This window comes from Selenomonas sp. oral taxon 137 str. F0430 (assembly GCF_000183625.1).
Classification (GTDB): Bacteria; Bacillota; Negativicutes; order Selenomonadales; family Selenomonadaceae; genus Centipeda; species Centipeda artemidis.
In genome coordinates this window covers 85,817-104,430 of the sequence record NZ_AENV01000015.1, presented here as the reverse complement: position 1 = coordinate 104,430, position 18,614 = coordinate 85,817, and the positions used below count along the sequence as shown (strand labels likewise).

The 18,614-nt window shown below is 60.2% G+C and carries 16 protein-coding genes, 1 tRNA gene and 2 pseudogenes; all 19 read left to right on the top strand.

Translation table 11 applies throughout. The features are described 5' to 3' along the window. Positions 1-8 precede the first annotated feature (8 nt). Positions 9-1,015 (top strand): annotated as a pseudogene (locus HMPREF9162_RS10755) (deoxyguanosinetriphosphate triphosphohydrolase). Between the two features lie 11 nt (positions 1,016-1,026). Continuing rightward, positions 1,027-2,811, top strand: coding sequence for a DNA primase (gene dnaG / locus HMPREF9162_RS10750; protein WP_009439399.1), 1,785 nt, complete (start codon positions 1,027-1,029; stop codon positions 2,809-2,811). Between the two features lie 73 nt (positions 2,812-2,884). Next, the gene (gene rpoD, locus HMPREF9162_RS10745) at positions 2,885-4,030 is read left to right on the top strand and encodes an RNA polymerase sigma factor RpoD (protein WP_009439481.1); all 1,146 of its coding nucleotides are present in this window, start codon (positions 2,885-2,887) and stop codon (positions 4,028-4,030) included. Positions 4,031-4,090: 60 nt separating this feature from the next. Continuing rightward, entirely contained in the window at positions 4,091-5,203 is a 1,113-nt protein-coding gene (gene rpoD / locus HMPREF9162_RS10740; RefSeq protein WP_009439542.1) for an RNA polymerase sigma factor RpoD, read from the top strand. Between the two features lie 174 nt (positions 5,204-5,377). Further along, the gene (locus HMPREF9162_RS10735) at positions 5,378-6,337 is read left to right on the top strand and encodes an L-lactate dehydrogenase (protein WP_009439322.1); all 960 of its coding nucleotides are present in this window, start codon (positions 5,378-5,380) and stop codon (positions 6,335-6,337) included. 68 nt (positions 6,338-6,405) lie between these two features. Further along, a tRNA-Asn gene (locus tag HMPREF9162_RS10730) sits at positions 6,406-6,481 on the top strand. A 71-nt stretch (positions 6,482-6,552) separates the two neighbouring features. Continuing rightward, positions 6,553-7,245 (top strand): class I SAM-dependent methyltransferase, encoded by a 693-nt coding sequence (locus HMPREF9162_RS10725; RefSeq protein ID WP_009439425.1) that lies wholly within the window; start codon positions 6,553-6,555, stop codon positions 7,243-7,245. Positions 7,246-7,416: 171 nt separating this feature from the next. Next, positions 7,417-7,599 carry a hypothetical protein gene (locus tag HMPREF9162_RS10720; RefSeq protein WP_139057103.1) on the top strand — a complete coding sequence of 61 codons (183 nt, stop codon included), beginning with the start codon at positions 7,417-7,419 and terminating at the stop codon, positions 7,597-7,599. 424 nt (positions 7,600-8,023) lie between these two features. Further along, on the top strand, positions 8,024-8,833 hold the full coding sequence (locus HMPREF9162_RS10715; RefSeq protein ID WP_009439374.1) for a Nif3-like dinuclear metal center hexameric protein: 810 nt from the start codon (positions 8,024-8,026) through the stop codon (positions 8,831-8,833). A gap of 51 nt (positions 8,834-8,884) precedes the next feature. Then, entirely contained in the window at positions 8,885-10,684 is a 1,800-nt protein-coding gene (lepA, locus tag HMPREF9162_RS10710) for a translation elongation factor 4 (RefSeq protein WP_009439365.1), read from the top strand. After that, positions 10,674-11,835, top strand: a pseudogene (hemW, locus tag HMPREF9162_RS10705) (radical SAM family heme chaperone HemW). The gene lepA and the pseudogene hemW overlap by 11 nt, the downstream one beginning before the upstream one ends. Before the next feature lie 465 nt (positions 11,836-12,300). Continuing rightward, positions 12,301-12,588, top strand: a complete 288-nt coding sequence (locus HMPREF9162_RS10700; protein WP_009439353.1) for a glutaredoxin — start codon at positions 12,301-12,303, stop codon at positions 12,586-12,588. 176 nt (positions 12,589-12,764) lie between these two features. Next, a complete protein-coding gene (locus HMPREF9162_RS10695; RefSeq protein WP_009439393.1) occupies positions 12,765-13,109 on the top strand; it encodes an OadG family protein in 345 nt (114 codons plus the stop codon). Between the two features lie 21 nt (positions 13,110-13,130). Beyond that, positions 13,131-14,261, top strand: a complete 1,131-nt coding sequence (locus HMPREF9162_RS10690) for a sodium ion-translocating decarboxylase subunit beta (RefSeq protein ID WP_009439467.1) — start codon at positions 13,131-13,133, stop codon at positions 14,259-14,261. A gap of 245 nt (positions 14,262-14,506) precedes the next feature. Then, entirely contained in the window at positions 14,507-15,205 is a 699-nt protein-coding gene (cobI, locus tag HMPREF9162_RS10685) for a precorrin-2 C(20)-methyltransferase (protein WP_037350637.1), read from the top strand. 3 nt (positions 15,206-15,208) lie between these two features. Beyond that, positions 15,209-16,150: an ABC transporter substrate-binding protein gene (locus HMPREF9162_RS10680; protein WP_009439319.1), complete on the top strand. Its 942-nt coding sequence runs from the start codon at positions 15,209-15,211 to the stop codon at positions 16,148-16,150. Then, the gene (locus HMPREF9162_RS10675) at positions 16,147-17,118 is read left to right on the top strand and encodes an iron ABC transporter permease (RefSeq protein ID WP_009439317.1); all 972 of its coding nucleotides are present in this window, start codon (positions 16,147-16,149) and stop codon (positions 17,116-17,118) included. Before HMPREF9162_RS10680 ends, HMPREF9162_RS10675 begins: the two co-directional genes overlap by 4 nt. Next, the gene (locus HMPREF9162_RS10670) at positions 17,115-17,900 is read left to right on the top strand and encodes an ABC transporter ATP-binding protein (RefSeq protein WP_009439460.1); all 786 of its coding nucleotides are present in this window, start codon (positions 17,115-17,117) and stop codon (positions 17,898-17,900) included. Before HMPREF9162_RS10675 ends, HMPREF9162_RS10670 begins: the two co-directional genes overlap by 4 nt. Positions 17,901-18,174: 274 nt before the next feature. Further along, positions 18,175-18,372 carry a hypothetical protein gene (locus tag HMPREF9162_RS10665; protein WP_009439441.1) on the top strand — a complete coding sequence of 66 codons (198 nt, stop codon included), beginning with the start codon at positions 18,175-18,177 and terminating at the stop codon, positions 18,370-18,372. Positions 18,373-18,614: the final 242 nt, after the last annotated feature.

Genomic DNA, 18,614 nt, shown 5'->3' with positions numbered 1-18,614 from the left:
GTGACGCCGTGACCGTCCGGGAGCGTCTTGAGGCGCAGGAGGACGAACTTCTCTCGCCGCTGGCGGCGCGCAGCCGTGATGCAAAGCGCAGCCACGCGATGGAGGAGTGTCCGTTCCGCACGAAGTTCCAACGCGACCGTGACCGCATCCTGCATTCCAAATCGTTTCGTCGGCTCAAGCACAAGACGCAGGTCTACATCGTCGCAGGGGATCATTACCGTACGCGCATGACGCACAGCCTCGAGGTGGCGCAGATCTCACGCACGATTGCGCGCGGGCTCAGGCTCAACGAGGATCTGACGGAGGCGATCGCGCTCGGGCATGATGTGGGGCATACGCCTTTCGGTCATGCGGGCGAGGCGGTGATGGCGGAGATCATCGGGCATTTTGCCCACAACGAGCAGAGCCTGCGCATGGTCGAGATCTTGGAGCGCGGCGGGCGCGGCCTGAACCTGACCGGCGCGGTGCGCGACGGCATCCTCAACCATACGGGAAAGGGATGCCGTCGACGTTCGAGGGACGCATCGTGCGCATCGCCGACCGCATTGCCTACCTCTGCCACGACTATGACGACAGCCTGCGCGCGGGACTCCTCCATGCGAGCGACCTGCCGCGCGAGGTGATCGAGTGCTTTGGCGCGGATACGTCCGCGATGATCACGCGCATGGTATCGGATATGATTGTGACCTCCGAGCAGCGCGGCGACGCGGGGCTGTCGGAGGAGATGCAGCGTGTGATGGATCTGTTCCGCAGCTTTATGTTTGAGCGCATCTATCACTCCAAAACGCTTGCCCACGAGCGCGAACAGGCGGGATTTGTCCTGCGGGCGCTGGTGACACATTTTATGGAGCATTTTGATGCGCTTCCGCGCGCCTTCATTGTGCGCGCCGAGCGCTGGGGCAAGGAGCAGAGCGTCGTCGACTATGTGGCGGGGCTGACGGACAGCTATGCAGTCGCGCTCTTTCACGAGATTTTTGTGCCGCCCGTCGGCGAGATGAGTATACAGCCAATATAGAGGAGTACCGCATGAAAGATCCGAGGATGGAGGCGTTCGTGCAGCAGGTGCGCGCAGCGACCGACATCCTCGCCGTCGTGCAGAGCTATGTGCCGCTCCGGCGCAAGGGTGGACGCTACTGGGGCTGCTGCCCGTTCCACAGCGAAAAGACGCCGTCGTTCTCCGTCGTGCCCGCCGAGGGATTTTTCTACTGCTTCGGCTGTCACGCGGGGGGCGACGCATTCAAGTTCATATCGCTCATGGAGCACATCACGCCGTTCGAGGCGATCAAACGGCAGGCGGAGCAGCTGGGCATCCCTGTCCCCGAGCGAAAACGCGACGCACGCGAAGAGGCACGTCTGCGCGCGCTTGATGATCTGCGCCGCGTGAATGCGCTCGCGCGCGATTTCTTCCACAACTGCCTTACGATGACGCGTTACGGTGCGCCGGGTAAAGCGTATCTCGCAGGGCGCGGCATGACGGAGGAGACGATCGAACGCTGGGGCATCGGCTTTGCGCCCGGCGCGTGGTCAAAGCTCGCCGACGCCTTTCAAAAACGCGGCATCCCGGAAAAATTGCTCCTTGAGGCGGGGCTTTGCTCCGCACGCGAGCGCAGCGGCGGCATCTACGACAGGTTTCGCAATCGCGTGATGATCCCGATCGCGGACGAGCGCGGGCGCATCGTCGGGTTTGGCGGGCGCGTGCTCGGGGACGGGACGCCGAAATATCTGAACACGGCGGAGACGCCCGTGTTTAACAAGCGGAAGCTCCTCTTTGGACTCGACCGCGCGCACCGTGCCATCGCGCATGAGGGCTATGCCGTTGTGGTCGAGGGGTACATGGACGCCATCGCGGTTGCCGAGGCGGGCGTGGCGAACGTCGTTGCGACGCTTGGCACGGCGTTCACGGAGGATCATGCGGCGCTCCTCCTGCGCCGCGCGCCGCGCATTGTGTTCTGCTATGACAGTGATGCGGCGGGGCAGGAGGCGACGCTGCGCGCGCTCACCGCGGTGCGCGGACGTGCGGCGGAGCTGCGCGTCCTGCTGCTCCCGGACGGCAAGGATCCCGACGAATATATCCGCACACACGGTGCCGATGCGTTCCGCGCGCTCATCGACGCGGCGCTGCCTGTGCCCGAGTACCGGCTGCGCCACATCGCCGCCCGGATGGCGCCGGGGGCGGAGGGACAGCGCGCGGCACTCCGGGAGATGCTGCCCGTGCTCGCAGAGCTTGATGATGTAACGCGCCCCGCCTATGTGCGCCGCACGGCGGCGGAACTCTTTCTCGACGAGGGCGTGATCGGAGATGCCTTGCGTCGGTTCCGGATGCACGGCGGTACGGAGGAGCCGGCGCCGCGGGCGCAGAGCGGCGCAGTCCCGCAGCGTCCCGTGCGGCGGGAGCGCGGCACTGCGGCGGAGCGCGCAGGGCGTGAACTGCTTGCCGCCGTCTGGCGGGATGTGACGACGCTCGCGGAGATCGATGCTGCAGTCCCGCTGACGGAATTTCCCGATGCCTTTTTCGGAGATATTTTGCGGGCGGCGGCGGAGCATACGGCGGCGGGCGGCGCGCTCGATGCAGATTTTATCGCGGAACTCCCTGCGGCGGCGGGAGCGGCAATTTCACGCGCACTCGTTGAGGAGGGACGATCCGAAGAAAGTTTTCAAGACGCCCTCCGGACATTTCACCGGATGCATCTTACGGCGCGGCTCGCCCTGCATACGAGGCGCGCGGAAGAAATGATGCAAGAAGGAAAACAGGCATATATTGACGAATTAAACGAAGTGAAGAAGATACAAGACGAACTTTCCGCCCTTTAGGGATCCGGGCACATAGACGATAGACAATATACGCTGATCATACGGCAAGAGAGAACCGAAAGGAGGGGACAAAATGCAGGCAGCAGCACAGCGCGTGCCGGAAGAAGACCGCGCTATCGGGCGCATTGACGAACTGCTCAAGAGAGGCAAAGAGAACGGCGGTACACTGACGTTCAGCGAACTCATCGAAGAATTGGAAAAAAGCGATATGTCCCCCGATGAGATGGATGATTTGTACGGGCGCTTCCGGGAGTTCGGCGTCGAGATTGTCGACGATACGGATATGGAAGCAATGGCGGCGGAGGATGCCGAGAGTCTCGCGGCGGACGATGCGGATATGGAGCAGGAGGAAGCGGTCGAGATTGATCTCTCCGTCCCTGAGGGCGTTGCGCTTGATGATCCCGTCCGCATGTACCTCAAGGAGATCGGGCGTGTGCCGCTTCTCACGGCGGAGGAGGAAGTCGAGCTCGCGCGGCGCATGGAGGCGGGCGACGCGAGTGCGCGGCACCGGCTCGAGGAGGCGAATCTGCGTCTCGTTGTGAGCATTGCAAAGCGTTACGTCGGGCGCGGGATGCTCTTTCTCGATCTCATCCAGGAGGGGAATTTGGGGCTCCTCAAAGCAGTCGAGAAATTCGACTACAGCAAAGGCTATAAATTCAGCACCTATGCGACATGGTGGATCCGTCAGGCAATCACGCGCGCACTTGCCGATCAGGCGCGGACGATCCGCATCCCCGTGCATATGGTCGAGACCATCAATAAACTCGTACGTGTTTCGCGCAGCCTGCTGCAGGAACTCGGGCGCGACGCGACAGCGGAGGAGATCGCCAAGGAAATGGGTCTCAGCGTCGTGCGCGTACGCGAAATCATGAAGATCGCACAGGAACCCGTGTCTCTCGAGACGCCGGTCGGCGAGGAGGAGGATTCCCATCTTGGCGATTTCATCGAGGACGAAGCGGCGCTCGATCCCGCAGACGCGGCGTCGATGATGCTGCTGAAAGAGCAGATCTCTGAGGTATTAAAGACGCTTGCTCCGCGGGAAGCGGAGGTGCTGCGTCTGCGCTTCGGTCTCGAGGACGGACGCTCCCGTACTCTTGAGGAGGTCGGACAGAGCTTCGGCGTCACGCGTGAGCGTATTCGCCAGATCGAGGCAAAGGCGCTGCGCAAACTGCGCCATCCTGTGCGTCTGCGAAAACTGCAGGGAAATTTTGAATTTTGACATTGGATCGGCAATAGAGCGATTTTACACGGAACCAATTTACGGTAGGAGGACAGCGTTATGGCAGAGGGGACGGAGCAAAAAAAGGCGCCGAGCACCGAAATCATTGAACGCCTGCTTACAAAGGGCAAAAAGAACGGCGGCTCGCTGACATACGGCGAGTTGATCGACGCACTCCAAAAACAGGATATGTCCCCCGACGAAATGGACGATATGTACCAACGGTTTGCCGACGAGGGTGTCGACATCGTAGACGAGGCCTCGGCGGCGGATGAACCCGCACCTGAAGAGCCGGCTGAAAAAGAAGAAGAGGTCGAGATCGACCTCTCCATTCCCGAGGGCGTCAGCCTCGACGACCCCGTCCGCATGTACCTCAAGGAAATCGGGCATGTTCCCCTCCTCACGGCGGAGGAGGAAGTTGAGCTCGCGCAGCTCATGGAGGCGGGGGACGAGGAGGCGCGCCATCGCCTTGAGGAGGCAAATTTGCGTCTCGTCGTCAGCATTGCAAAACGCTACGTCGGGCGCGGAATGCTCTTTCTCGATCTCATCCAGGAGGGAAACCTCGGACTCCTCAAGGCGGTCGAGAAATTCGATTACAGCAAGGGCTACAAGTTCAGCACCTATGCGACGTGGTGGATTCGCCAGGCGATTACGCGCGCAATTGCCGACCAGGCACGCACGATCCGCATCCCGGTCCACATGGTCGAGACGATCAACAAACTCGTCCGCATTTCGCGGCAGCTGCTGCAGGAGCTCGGACGCGACCCGCGCCCCGAGGAAATCGCAAAGGAGATGGGCATCAGTGTCGCCCGTGTCCATGAGATCATGAAGATCGCGCAGGAACCCGTCTCCCTCGAGACGCCGATCGGTGAGGAGGAGGACTCCCACCTCGGCGACTTCATCGAGGATGAGGCAGCGCCCGCGCCCGCCGAAGCCGCCTCGTTTATGCTCCTCAGAGAGCAGCTCGAAGAGGTGCTCGAAACGCTCACCGACCGTGAAAAGAATGTCCTGCGCCTGCGCTTCGGACTCGAGGACGGGCGATCGCGCACCCTCGAAGAGGTCGGACAGAGCTTTGGCGTCACGCGCGAGCGTATCCGCCAGATCGAGGCAAAGGCACTGCGCAAGCTGCGCCATCCGAGCCGCAGTAAAGTACTCCGGGATTTCTTAGAATAAAAATCCATTGACAAGCGCGCACCAAGGTGTTACGATGACCATGCAGGGGATCCTGCGGCGTCTGCCGGAAAGAAGTGCTGCGCGATGCTTTTCACCATTGATATTCGTTTACGACACCCGACTCCACAGGACTGTGTGCGGTCGGGTTTTATTATTTTTTAAGGGGGTAATTTTATGCCGGTCAATCAGGGGAAGATCGTCATCATCGGGACGAGCAATGTCGGCTCTGCCGTGCTCAACAAGATTGCGGATTTTCAGCTCGCATCCGAGATTGCGCTCATCGATCTCGACATGGATCGTGCGCGCGGTGAGGCACTCGACACGAGTCACGCGATGTCCTCGCCCTACAGCACGAATATCAAGATTCATCCGGGCAGTTATGAGGACTGCAAAGACGCGGCGTTCATCGTCATCACGGCGGGGCCGTCCATCCTGCCGGGGCAGACGCCCGATCGGCTGAAGCTCGCAAGCACGAACACGAAGATCATGCGCTCCATCTTCAGCGAGATCACAAAGTATACGAAGGAAGCCATGGTCATCATGGTCACGAATCCGCTCGATGTGGCGACCTATGTCGTCTCGACCGAGTTTGACTATCCGCGCGAAAAGATTCTCGGCACGGGCACGATGCTTGAGACCTATCGGTTCCGCTACATCCTCGCCGAGCACTACGACATGGATCCGAAGAACATCCACGGCTATGTCCTCGGCGAGCACGGCAACGACGCCTTTGTCGCGTGGTCGACGGTCAATTGCGCGGGCTTTGGCATCGAGCATCTCGACGAATATTTCCATGCAAAGGAGAAACTGCGCCGCGAGGACGTCGAAAAAGGGCTGATTCAGACCGCGTACGACGTCATCAATCTCAAAGGCTATACGAATACGGGCATCGCGATGGTCGTCTGCCGCTTTATCAAGGCGATCCTCTTCAACGAGCATACGATTCTGCCATGCGCCGCCGCGATGAAGGGGGAGTATGGCATCAGCGACGTCGCGCTTTCCATTCCGCGGATGCTCACGCGGGAGGGCGTCGTGCGCTCCTTTGAGGTGCGCCTGCCCGAGGAGGAGATGGAGAAGCTGCGCCGCGCGCAAAAGAGTGTCCGCAGCGCACTCGACGGCGCCGGAGTGAAGTAAAGGGGCTTCCTTATAATTTTCCTTGACAGGACGGCGCATTGCCTTTATAATAAGCGCGTCTGACACATTCCTCGATAGCTCAGTCGGTAGAGCGTCTGACTGTTAATCAGAATGTCACAGGTTCGAGTCCTGTTCGAGGAGCCATTTGTATATGCGAGGGTGTAACGCAGCGTTACACCCTTTCTTTTTATCTGTTGTTATATTTTTGAGGGACTATGATGCAACTGGATGCGCGTCTTGCGGCGATTGCGGCGTTCGTTCCCGCGGGGATGTCGTTTGCGGATATTGGCGGGGATCATGCCTATCTTGCGGCGGCACTCATCAAGGAGGGTCGTGCGCCGCGCGCGGTCGTCGGCGATCTGAGCGCGGGTGCGTGTGCGGCGGCGCGGCGGACGGTGGAGGCGCGCGTGCTCGCTGACCGCATCGCCGTGCGGCAGGGCGACGGGCTTTCGGTGCTCGTGCCGGGCGAGGCGGAGTCGGTCGTGATTGCGGGGATGGGCGGCGCGCTCATCGTGCAGATTTTGGCGCAAAGTCCCGATGTGCTCGCGCATGTAAAGGCGCTCGTCCTGCAGCCAATGAATGCGGGGGCAAAGCTCCGCGCGTGGCTCTACGAGAACGGGTGGCATACAGCGGACGAGACGCTGGCACGCGCGGGCGGGCGCATCTACGAGGTGATCCGCGCCGAGCGGGGGCACGCGGCGATGCCCGCGGACGTGTTCCTACATGTGGGGGAAAAACTCCTCGCGCGCCGCGATCCGCTGCTCAGAGCGTTTGTCACGGAGAAGATCGCAAAGCTCCGCCGCGCGGCATCCGGCATGGAGCGCGGTGCGTCGGCGCGCACGAGCGGCGCATACCGCGCGGTCACGGAGCGGATCGCGGCGCTTGAAGGGATTTTGAAAATATTGTGAGGCAGCATTGCCGCTTGGCATTTGCCTTGCGAAAAAAGCGGGGCTTAAAAATCGCTGCGGCAAATGCCGCGCGGCTCGCAGCAAGATGATATGTAACGTCATATCCGTTCAACGGGAAACATACCGCCCTATGCCGCCCACTGGCGATTGACGGCGGCATATCTGATTGGTATGATTGCGGTTCAGGGGCGCATTTCATGCCGCGGCGCAAACGACGCGCGCGTGAGATATGCCGTGAACGCGACTGCGCCGCACCGCCCGGCGGTCGATCATGCGCCGGGCAGTTCCGCGGCGCGGCGACACCGCATGTTCCCGTATGTATCCGATGCGCGCCGCCCCTGCGGGGAGTGCTAAGCGGCGTGAGAACGCATCCCCTTCGCCGCACGATATGTAACGTCATATCCGTTCAACGGGAAACATACCGTCCTACGCCGTACAAAATGACAACCATATGATTGCCGCTTGGCATTTGCCTTGCGAAAAAAGCGGGGCTTAAAAATCGCTGCGGCAAACGCCGCGCGGCACACGGCAACGACCATGTGTAACGTCATATCCGTTCAACGGAAAACATACCGTCCTACGCTGCACAAAATGACACAGCGATGCGCGAAAATCCCGCCGCCTAACGCCGAAACCTGAGTGACGCGGAAGTTTCGATGCATAGCTAGGAATGAGGAGAATGCGAGCGACGGCGTAGTAAAAAAGCTACTCCTAGCGAAGCATTCGACGAATGACAACGCTAGGCGCGAAAATCCCGCGTCACTATAAAGGAGAAAATATGTTAAGCTGCCAAACCATCATGTCCGCCCTCGAACGCATCGCCCCCCGCCGCCTCGCCGAGGACTGGGACAACCCGGGGCTTCTCGTCGGGAGCTTTGCCCAGAAAGTACACCGCCTCATGGTCGCGCTCGACGTGGACGATGCCGTCGTGGATGAGGCGATCGAACGCCGGGCGGACATGATCATCGCGCACCATCCCGCGATTTTCCGCGGCATGAAGCATCTGCGCACCGATCTCCCGCTCGGGCGGCGTCTCGCAAAACTCGTGACGCATAACGTCGCCGTCGCCGCCGCGCATACGAACCTCGACATCACGCGTGGCGGGGTCAACGACGTCCTCGCCGCGCACCTCGGACTCGAAAAACTCGCCGCGTTCGTCGTGACGGGGGAATCGGACGGCGAGGTGGACAGCCTCGGACGCATCGGCACACTGCCCGCGCCCGTCTCCATCGAGGAATTTGCCGACCATGTAAAAAATGCGCTCCATGTCTCCCATGTGCGCCTTGCCGCCGTTCCCGACCGCCCCGTGCGGAGCGTCGCGGTCTGCGGCGGCGCGGGCGCGGAGTTCATCGACAAGGCGGCGATCCGCGGCGCGGACGTCTACGTTACGGGCGATGTGAAATACCACGACGCCCAGCGCGCCGTTGAGCAGGGGATGCACATCATCGATGCCGGACATTTCGGCACGGAGTTCCCTGTCGTCTCCGTCCTCGCGGGGCATCTGCGCGCGGAACTCGAAAACGAGCACGGGGAGATTGAGATTTTTATCACAAACAGACAGCAGGACGTTTTTCAAGTCATCATATAATATAGTAGCAAACGATCACGAAAAGCTATCGCAGAGGAGAAGGGGAGCTTCATGGAGCAGTCGCATATTCGTAATTTTTCCATCATCGCTCATATCGATCACGGCAAATCGACCATCGCCGACCGCCTCATCGAGTATACGGGGACGCTCAGCAAGCGCGAGATGGAGGCACAGGTGCTCGACAGCATGGATCTCGAGCGCGAGCGCGGCATCACCATCAAGGCGCAGACCGTCCGTCTCGACTACCGCGGCGCCGACGGCGAGATGTACGAGCTGAACCTTATCGACACGCCGGGGCATGTCGATTTTAACTACGAGGTCTCGCGCAGCCTTGCCGCATGCGAGGGTGCGCTCCTCGTCGTGGATGCGGCGCAAGGCGTGGAAGCGCAGACGCTCGCGAACGTCTATCTCGCGCTCGAACACGACCTCGAAATCCTCCCCGTCATCAACAAAATCGACCTGCCGAGCGCAGAACCCGAGCGCGTCGCCCACGAGATCGAGGACACCATCGGGCTCGATACGAGCGCGGCGGTGCTCGCCTCGGCAAAGACCGGCATCGGCATCAAGGAGATCCTCGACGCCATCGTCGCCTATGTTCCCGCACCCGAGGGAGATGCGGACGCGCCCCTGCGTGCGCTCATCTTCGACTCCTATTTCGACCCGTACAAGGGCGTCATCGCAAACGTGCGCGTGAAGGAGGGCGCCATCAAAAAGGGCATGAAGCTAAAGCTCATGGCGACGGGCAAGACCTTTGAGGTGACGGACGTCGGCTGTTTCCGCCCGCAGCCCGTGGATACGGGCGCACTTGGCACAGGCGAGGTCGGGTTCATCGCGGGGGCGCTCAAGGACGTGCGCGACGTGCGCGTCGGCGACACTGTGACGAGTGCGGAGCGCCCCGCCGCCGAGGCACTGCCGGGCTATCGCGGCGTAACGCCGATGGTATTCTGCGGGCTTTATCCCGAGGACAGCAAGGACTACGACAATCTGCGCGAAGCGCTCGAAAAGCTCCAACTCAATGACGCCGCGCTCGTCTTTGAACCCGAGACCTCCATCGCGCTTGGTTTCGGCTTCCGCTGCGGCTTCCTCGGACTCCTGCACATGGACGTCATACAGGAGCGGCTTGAGCGCGAGTACAACCTCGGACTCATCATGACCGCGCCGTCCGTCGTCTACCACGTCTACCGCACGGACGGCACCATGCGCGCCGTCAGCAACCCCGCAGACCTGCCGCCGCAGACCGAGATTGATCACATTGAGGAGCCGTATGTCAAGGCGACTGTCATCGTGCCGAAGGACTACGTCGGCGCGGTCATGGAGATTTCGCAGGAAAAGCGCGGCATCTTTAAGACCATGGACTACCTCGACGCGACGCGCGTCATGATCATCTACGAAATCCCGCTCAACGAGATCCTTTACGACTATTTCGACCGGCTGAAATCCGCCACGCGCGGCTATGCCTCGCTCGACTACGAACTCATCGACTATCGGGCGGGCAGTCTCGTGAAGCTCGACATTCTCCTCAACGGCGACCCCGTAGACGCGCTCTCGACCATTGTCCACCGCGACCGCGCCGTAGCGCGCGGTCGTCAGCTCGCCGTGAAGCTCAAGGGCATCATCCCGCAGCAGATGTTCGAGATCCCCATCCAAGCCGCGATCGGGAGCAAGATCATTGCGCGCGAGAACGTGCGCGCCCGCCGCAAGGACGTCCTTGCAAAATGCTACGGCGGCGACATCACGCGTAAGCGCAAGCTCCTCGAAAAGCAAAAAGAGGGCAAGAAGCGCATGAAGGCGGTCGGCAGCGTCGAGCTCCCGCAGGAAGCGTTCATGGCGGTGCTGAAAATTGACGAATAAAAAAAGGGCGTGGGGCGTCTACGTCCACATTCCCTATTGTGTGAAAAAATGCGCGTATTGTGACTTCGCCTCCGCGTCGATGGGGGGGGACACAGCGCGCGAACAGGAACAATATGCGGCGGCGCTGCGCGCGGAGATCATGCGCACGGCGCCGCCGCTTTTCGCGCGTTTTGGCGACGTGGTGACCGTTTACTTCGGCGGCGGCACGCCGACCGCGCTCCCCGCGCATCTGCTCACCGGCATCATCCGTGCGGTGCAGGCGGCGGCAGGAACGCCCGCAGAGCTGACCGGAGGCGAACCCGGGGACGGTGGACGAGGAATGTTTTGCGCAGCTTCGTGCGGCAGGCGTGAACCGCATCAGTCTCGGCGTGCAGAGCTTTGACGACGCGCTCCTTCGCCGCATCGGGCGCGTCCATACGGCGGAGGAAGCACGCGCGGCGTTTCGTGCGGCGCGCGCCGCGGGCTTTACGAATATCAGCATTGACCTTATGTACGGACTGCCGGGGCAGACGCTGCACGATCTGCAGGAGAGTGTCCACGCTGTGATTGCGCTCGCACCCGAACACATATCGGTCTACGGGCTGACCGTCGAGGAGGGGACGCCCTTTGCCGCGGCACAGGCGGCGGGACGGCTCGACCTGCCGCCGGAGGAGACGGCGGAGGAGATGTACGACTATCTCATGGCGGAGCTGCCCGCGCGCGGCTATCTGCGCTATGAGATTTCAAATTTTGCGCGGCGGGGCTTTGAGAGCCGGCACAACCTCGGTTACTGGCGAAGCGTTCCGTATCTCGGCGTCGGCGCGGCGGCGCACGGATACGTCGATAACGTCCGTTGGGAGAACGAGCGCGACACCGCCGCCTATATCCGCAGGGTGATGGCGGGTGAGGATGTGCGCCGCGCCGAGAATGGAGCGCGCACGCGGACGGCTGCGATGGAGGAGTATGCGTTCCTCGCCCTGCGCACCGCTGAGGGAATCGACGAGGCGGATTTTCACCGCACATGGGGTGTGCCGTTCGAGGAAGTCTACGGCGCAGTCCTGCCGCGCCTTATTGAAAAGGGATTGCTGAAACGCACAGACGGGTTTACCGCGCTCACACCTCTTGGTATGAAATATGGGAACGAGGTGTTTGCGGAATTTTTGTTGTCGTAGCATAAAAAAATATGCTATGATTGGGACGCACGATCTTGGCGCCTAGCGTCGTCATTTTTGGCAAACGCTTCGTCGACGTAGGTCTTGGCTACGCCTTCCTCGCGTTTGCCGCAATTCCTAGCTATGCATCGAAACTTCTGCGTCACAGTGTCGCAGGATTTTCGCGCCTAGCGTCGTTATTTCGTACGGCGATAAGTTACGCCGCCATGGCGAGACGGAGGGCACGGCAGCGCCGTGCCCCTACCGGGGCGGCATAGCTTGATTGTATTTGTTAAAGACGACGGTTTGGCGGAATCATCGTATATATTCACGTGTGATTGCGATGCAGCTTGCATCGTGGGGAAGTCCCGCGATGATCGCGCGTCCTGTAGGGGCACGGCGCTGCCGTGCCCTTGAACGAGTTATGCGCGCTTTGCAACGTGCCGCTTTATTTCAAACAAGGTTATACTAGAAAGAGGTATCCATATGAAAACACTAACCATGATCGAGATGGCGGGCTGTCCGTACTGCGCGAACGCCCGGCGCGCCATACAGGCGCTGCAGGCGGAGGGCGGCGCCTATGCGGATGTCCCTGTCGAATACATTGACGAGAACGCCGAGCCCGAGCGCACGAAGCCGTACGCCGGCATGTACTACTACGTCCCGAGCCTCTTCGTCGGCGGCGAGAAATACTACGAAGCCCAACCGGGACACGACTATGAGACGATTCTCGCGGCGGTACGTGTTGCTTTTGACGCCATAACAAAGAGTTAAAACTTTTATGCATAGAAATTATGCATATTTTTCATGAAAGAAAAATGAAAAACTACTTGTAAAATCGTCTGAAATAAAGCATAATATTAAGCATATTGCTCCGTGGAGAGAGCATGTATAGGAGGAACTATCAAATAAATCTGAGAGTTCCTAAAATCTAAGGATGAGGTGAGTTTATGCATCAACCTGTAACCAACGACCCATTCGTCATCATGATCATCAACATGGTCATCGTCTTCGCCGTACTCACTGCAGTATGGGCGCTGATCGAGATCACGCATAGGATTGATCCGACGAAGAAGAAGGCGGATCCTCCTGCGGCACAGCCCGTAGGCGGTGCGGCTCCCGCCGCTCCGGCTGCCCCTGCTGCTAAGACCGGCGGTTTGAACGCAGAAACGGTCGCCGTCATTGCGGCAGCTGTCAGCGCGTGCGGATGCAGCGCAGATCAGATTCAGGCGATTCGTCCCGCTGAGCAGCCTGCATGGACGGGCTTTGGTCGCGTCAGCGGCATGCGCTCGTGATGACGGGGAGGTATTGACACAATGGACTTTTTTAGCGCGTTTTCTGTCTCGCTGCAGGCGATCGCTGAGAGCAGTGGATTCTCGGCGTTCACCGGCGGAAATCTGATCATGATCATTGTCGGTCTCGTGCTCCTTTATCTCGCATTTGCAAGGGACTTCGAGCCGCTGCTTCTCAGCCCGATCGCATTCGGCTGTATTCTCGCAAACATCCCTCTCACGGGATTCTACGATGAGATGGGCGTCATGTCCGCCATCGGATTCGGTATCAAGTATGAAATCTTCCCGCCGCTCATCTTCCTTGGCGTCGGCGCGATGACGGACTTCGGTCCGCTGATTGCCCGTCCCTCGAGCCTGCTCATGGGCGCTGCCGCACAGTTCGGCGTGTTCGTAGCGCTGCTCGGCGCGATGTTGCTCGGATTCACCGCACAGCAGGCGGGCGCAATCGGCATCATCGGCGGTGCGGACGGCCCGACCTCCATCTACCTTGCTTCGAAGATGGCGCCCGAGCTGCTCGGCGCGATCGCCGTTGCCGCGTACACCTACATGGCGCTCGTTCCGCTGATCCAGCCGCCGGTCATGAAGCTCTTCACGAGCAAGAAAGAGCGCGAAGTCGTGATGGAGCAGGCACGTGAAGTCACGAAGTTCGAGCGCATTGCGTTCCCGATCGTTTCGACGATCTTCATCAGCCTTCTCCTCCCGTCCATCGCTGCCCTGCTCGGTATGCTCATGCTGGGCAACCTCTTCCGTGAGAGCGGTGTGACGGATCGTCTCTCTGATACCGCGCAGAACTCGCTGATCAACACGGTCACGATCTTCCTCGCGCTCGGCACCGGTCTCACGATGAGCGCCGAGAGCTTCCTCGTCAAAGAGACGATTATGATCATCTGCCTTGGTCTTGTTGCGTTCATCTTCGGTACCGCCGCAGGTGTCTGGCTCGGCAAGATCATGTGCCGCGTGACGGGCTGGAAGGTCAACCCGCTCATCGGCTCCGCCGGTGTTTCCGCCGTTCCGATGGCGGCGCGCGTCAGCCAGATCGTCGGCATTAAGGCAAAGCCGGGCAACTACCTCCTCATGCACGCCATGGGACCGAACGTTGCCGGTGTTATCGGTACCGCCGTTGCAGCGGGCACGATGCTTGCAATGCTGATGTAATTTGGTATACCTTGCTTATTAAGGGATTTCGTACGAAGGTACGGAGTCCCTTTTTTGATGTTGTGTCGTAATAGTATCCCGCATTGTTGTAAGTGACAAAGCTGAGTACGAAAATCCTGCGTCACACCATTTGACAAAAACTGTTGTCACGGCTAATATGGAGTAGGATTTTCCGATTGCTCCGGCGTTCTTCCACCGCGGAGCAGCGCATCCAATATATGATTGTTTTGGAAGGAAGGAAATATATGCGCGGAACTTTTTTTGGCATTGGCGTCGGACCGGGGGATCCGGAACTTTTAACGGTCAAGGCGATCAAGGCGATCGAGAAGGTGGACGTCCTCATCGCGCCCAAGACGGAGAAGAAGGAGGGGAGCGTCGCGCTCGAGATCGCAGGCCCCTACCTCAAGGAACACATAGAGATCGTCTATCAGGTGTTTCCGATGGTCAAGGATTTCGCCGAGAACACGGACGCGTGGGAGGCGAACAAGGAGGAAATCCTGGCGCTCCTGAATGCAGGCAAGAACGTCGCGTTCCTGACACTCGGCGATCCGATGTTTTTCAGCACCTATATCTATGTGTTCCGTCTGCTCGAGCATGAGGACATCGACATCGTGACCATCCCGGGCGTGCCGGCGTTCGCGGCGATCGGCAGCCGCATCGGGCGCCCCATCGTCGAGGGCAACGACGTGCTCGCCATCATCCCGGCGACCGCGCCGAAGGAGCGGCTCGAGGAGATTATGAAGGTCGCATCCAGCGCCGTCATTATGAAGGTCTACCGCAACTACCCCGAGATCGTCGATCTCCTGCACCGCAACAACATGACAGAGCAGGCGGTGCTCGTCAGCCGTGCGGGGCTGGACGACGAACGCATCATTGAGAACCTGGAAGAACATGCAGATGAGAAACTGAACTACCTTTCCACTATCTTGACACGAAGGAGTTAAATCATGTTCAAACAATGCGCAGCCGCATTCCTCGCGGCATCCACTCTTCTCTTCTCCGCGTGCGGCGCACCGAACGAGAAACCGGCGGCAACGGCGGCGGAAAACGCCGCATTTGCGACCATCACGGACGATAATGGGCGGACGGTGACCTTTGCGGAGAAACCGCAGCGCGTCGTCGTTACGTCCGCCTCCTATCTCGCGCCGTTCTATGCCGTCGGCGGCGAGGTGGTCGGGCGCCCCACGACGAAGGCGAAGGTACTTGCTGAGGCGGCAAATGCTGCAGAGATCGGCCCCGTCTATCAGATCGACATGGAAAAGGTCATTTCGCTCAAACCTGATCTCGTCATGATCATCAAGGGCATCAATGAAAAGCTCATCGACACGCTCGATGCGAACGGGATCAAGAGCATCGTCGTCGACATGAAGAGCTACGACGACGTGAAGCGCACACTGACTACGTTTGCCGCGCTTACAGGCCATCCGGATAAAGGCGCGGAACTCATCGCAAAGATGGATGCGGATATTGAGGACGTCAAGAACAGCATCCCGCACGAGAAGAAGCGCATCACCATCATCCACAGCACGGGACAGGGGCTTTCCGTCCAGCTCGACGGCAGCATCGCGGGCTCGATCGCGAACATGCTCGGGTGGGAGAACACGGCGAGCGGGATGACGGCGCTCGACAAGAACCCCGATGCCGCCCCCTACAGCATGGAGGCGCTGGTCGCGCAGAACCCCGACATCATCTTCGTCACGAGCATGGGCGAAGAGGCGGAGATCCGCGCGTCGATGGAGGCGATGTTCAATGAAAGCCCTGCGTGGCAGAGCGTCGCCGCCGTGCGCGAGAATAAGGTGTACTACCTGCCGCAGGCGCTCTTCCTCTTCAGCCCCGGCATTGACTTCCCCGCGGCAGTGCGCTACATGGCGCATCTCGTTTACCCATGAAGAAGCGTCTCGCACTCCTCGTCCTCTTTGCCGTGCTCGCGGGAGTCTCGATCCTGATCTCGACGGCAAAGGGGACGGCGGATATTCCCTTTGAGGAAATCTTTGCCATCCTCGGCGGCACGCGCGATACGGCGCACGCGCAGATCCTCTGGAACATCCGCCTGCCGCGCACGATCGTCGCCGCGCTCGTCGGCATCAACCTCTCGCTCTCGGGCGCGATCCTGCAGGCGATCCTGCGCAACCCGCTCGCCGATCCGCACATCATCGGCATCTCCTCGGGGGCGGGACTTGCGGGCATCTTTATCATGCTCGTCCTGCCGGGGGCGGCGCTGCTCATCACGCCGGGCGCATTCGTGGGGGCGATGATCGCCGCCGCGCTCATCTATATCCTTGCGTGGAAGGACGGGATTCGCCCGACCCGCATCATCCTCGCAGGCGTTGCGGTGTCGGCGTTCCTCGGCGCGGGCATCTCGGCGATGATGATCCTCTACAGCGACCGCGTGCAGGGCGCACTCATGTGGATGGTCGGCGGGCTCTCCGCGCGCACATGGCCGCATGTCGACATGCTTCTGCCGTATACCATTGGGGCGGGACTGCTCACCCTCTGTGCCGCACAGCGTCTGAACATCCTCCAGCTCGGGGATGATATGGCGCGCGGCATCGGGCTTGCCGTGGAGCGCACGCGCATCCTCCTGACCGCCCTTGCCGCCCTGCTTGCCGCGAGCGCGGTCTCGGTCGTCGGACTGCTCGGCTTTGTCGGGCTCATCGTTCCGCACGCCGCGCGTCTCATGATTGGCTCGGACTATCGGTTCCTCCTGCCTGCGGCGGCGCTGCTCGGCGTGACGACGCTGACCCTCAGCGACACCGTGGCACGGCTGCTCTTTTCGCCCATGGAGCTGCCTGTCGGCATCATCATGGCGGCGCTTGGCGCGCCGTTCTTCCTGTATCTCCTCCGGAGGCAGCTATGAGCGCGGGGGTTACGGCGCGCAGCCTCTCCGTTAGGATCGCGGGCAAAGAGATCCTGCACGGACTGAATGTCTCCGTCGCACCGGGACGGCGCACCGCCATCATCGGCCCCAACGGCGCGGGGAAAACGACGCTCCTGCGCGCCCTCTCGGGGCTGAACGCACGCTATACCGGAGAGATCATGCTGGGCGGCAAAGAGCTGGGGAGCTACGCGGAAAAAGAACTCGCACGCGTGCGCGCCATCCTGCCGCAGGAGCGCGGGGCGGCGCAGGGGCTGACGGTAGAGCAGCTCGTCTCCTATGGACGGTTCTCTCATCGCAGTGTTTTTCAGGCGCGTGACGGCGCGGAAGACCGCGCGGCGGTCGCGTGGGCGATGGAGACCGCACATGTTGATGCCTTTGCAGAGCGCGAGGTGCATACCCTCTCGGGCGGCGAGCGGCAGCGCGTCTACCTCGCCATGGCGCTCAGTCAGCGGCCGCGCCTGCTCCTGCTCGACGAGCCGACCACCTATCTCGACGTCGCGCATCAGCTGCGCGTCATGGAGATCATCACGAACCTCAACCGCGACAGCGGCATCACCATCCTCATGGTACTGCACGACATGGCGCATGCCATGCAGTACGCCGACGACATCGTGCTCATGCGCAAAGGTGAGATCGTCGCTACAGGGGCGCCCGCCGACGTCCTCACAGAGGAGCGGATCGCGGACGTATTCGGCGTGCGGGTGGAGATATTTACGAACAGCCTAGGAGTGCGTGTGCCGTCCCCCGTGTCTTTAGTGTGACGCGGGATTTTCGCGCCTAGCGTCGTCATTTTCGGCGAACGCTTCGTCGACGTAGGTTTTTGGCTACGCCTTCCTCACGTTTGCCGTAATTCCTAGCTATGCATCGAAACTTCCGCGTCACTCAGGTTACGGCTTTAGGAGGATGCGGGGGGGGGACGCGCATTGCCGTGTCATATCGTCGGACACTGCGAAGGACCGTAGCTCTTAACTACGACTTCCTTCGTGTCCTCCTTCAATCTATGCGTGTGCAACCAAAGAAATGAGGCAAGAGTATATGTCATTCTTCTTGGAACTGAAAAAAGAAATGAAAAGAGAGCGCACAGAGGGAATTGCTGAAGGGCGTGAAGAAGGGCAGATAAATGCACTTCGCAATATCATGGAGGGACTAAACCTGACCTTGGAAAAAGCTATGGACGTGTTGAAAATTCCTGCCGGTGACCGGTCGAAGTATGCCGCAATGCTGCAAGACTAGTGCGAAGTTCAGAACTTCTGCGTAGAAGATGCCTCCTGTTGTGCTGCTCGCATGATAGTGCGTTCACCTAATATGCCTCCGCGGATAACCACTGCCTTCTGACCGCGCGCATCCGCTTTTAACCTCTGCTGCACCTAGAGAATACAAGGTACGGCGGAGGTTTTTACTTTTTGTGGTTTGAAAAACATTTGTTCATATAAAACAGGCGTGAGCATCTTCTCTTGAAAATAACAGAAAAATTA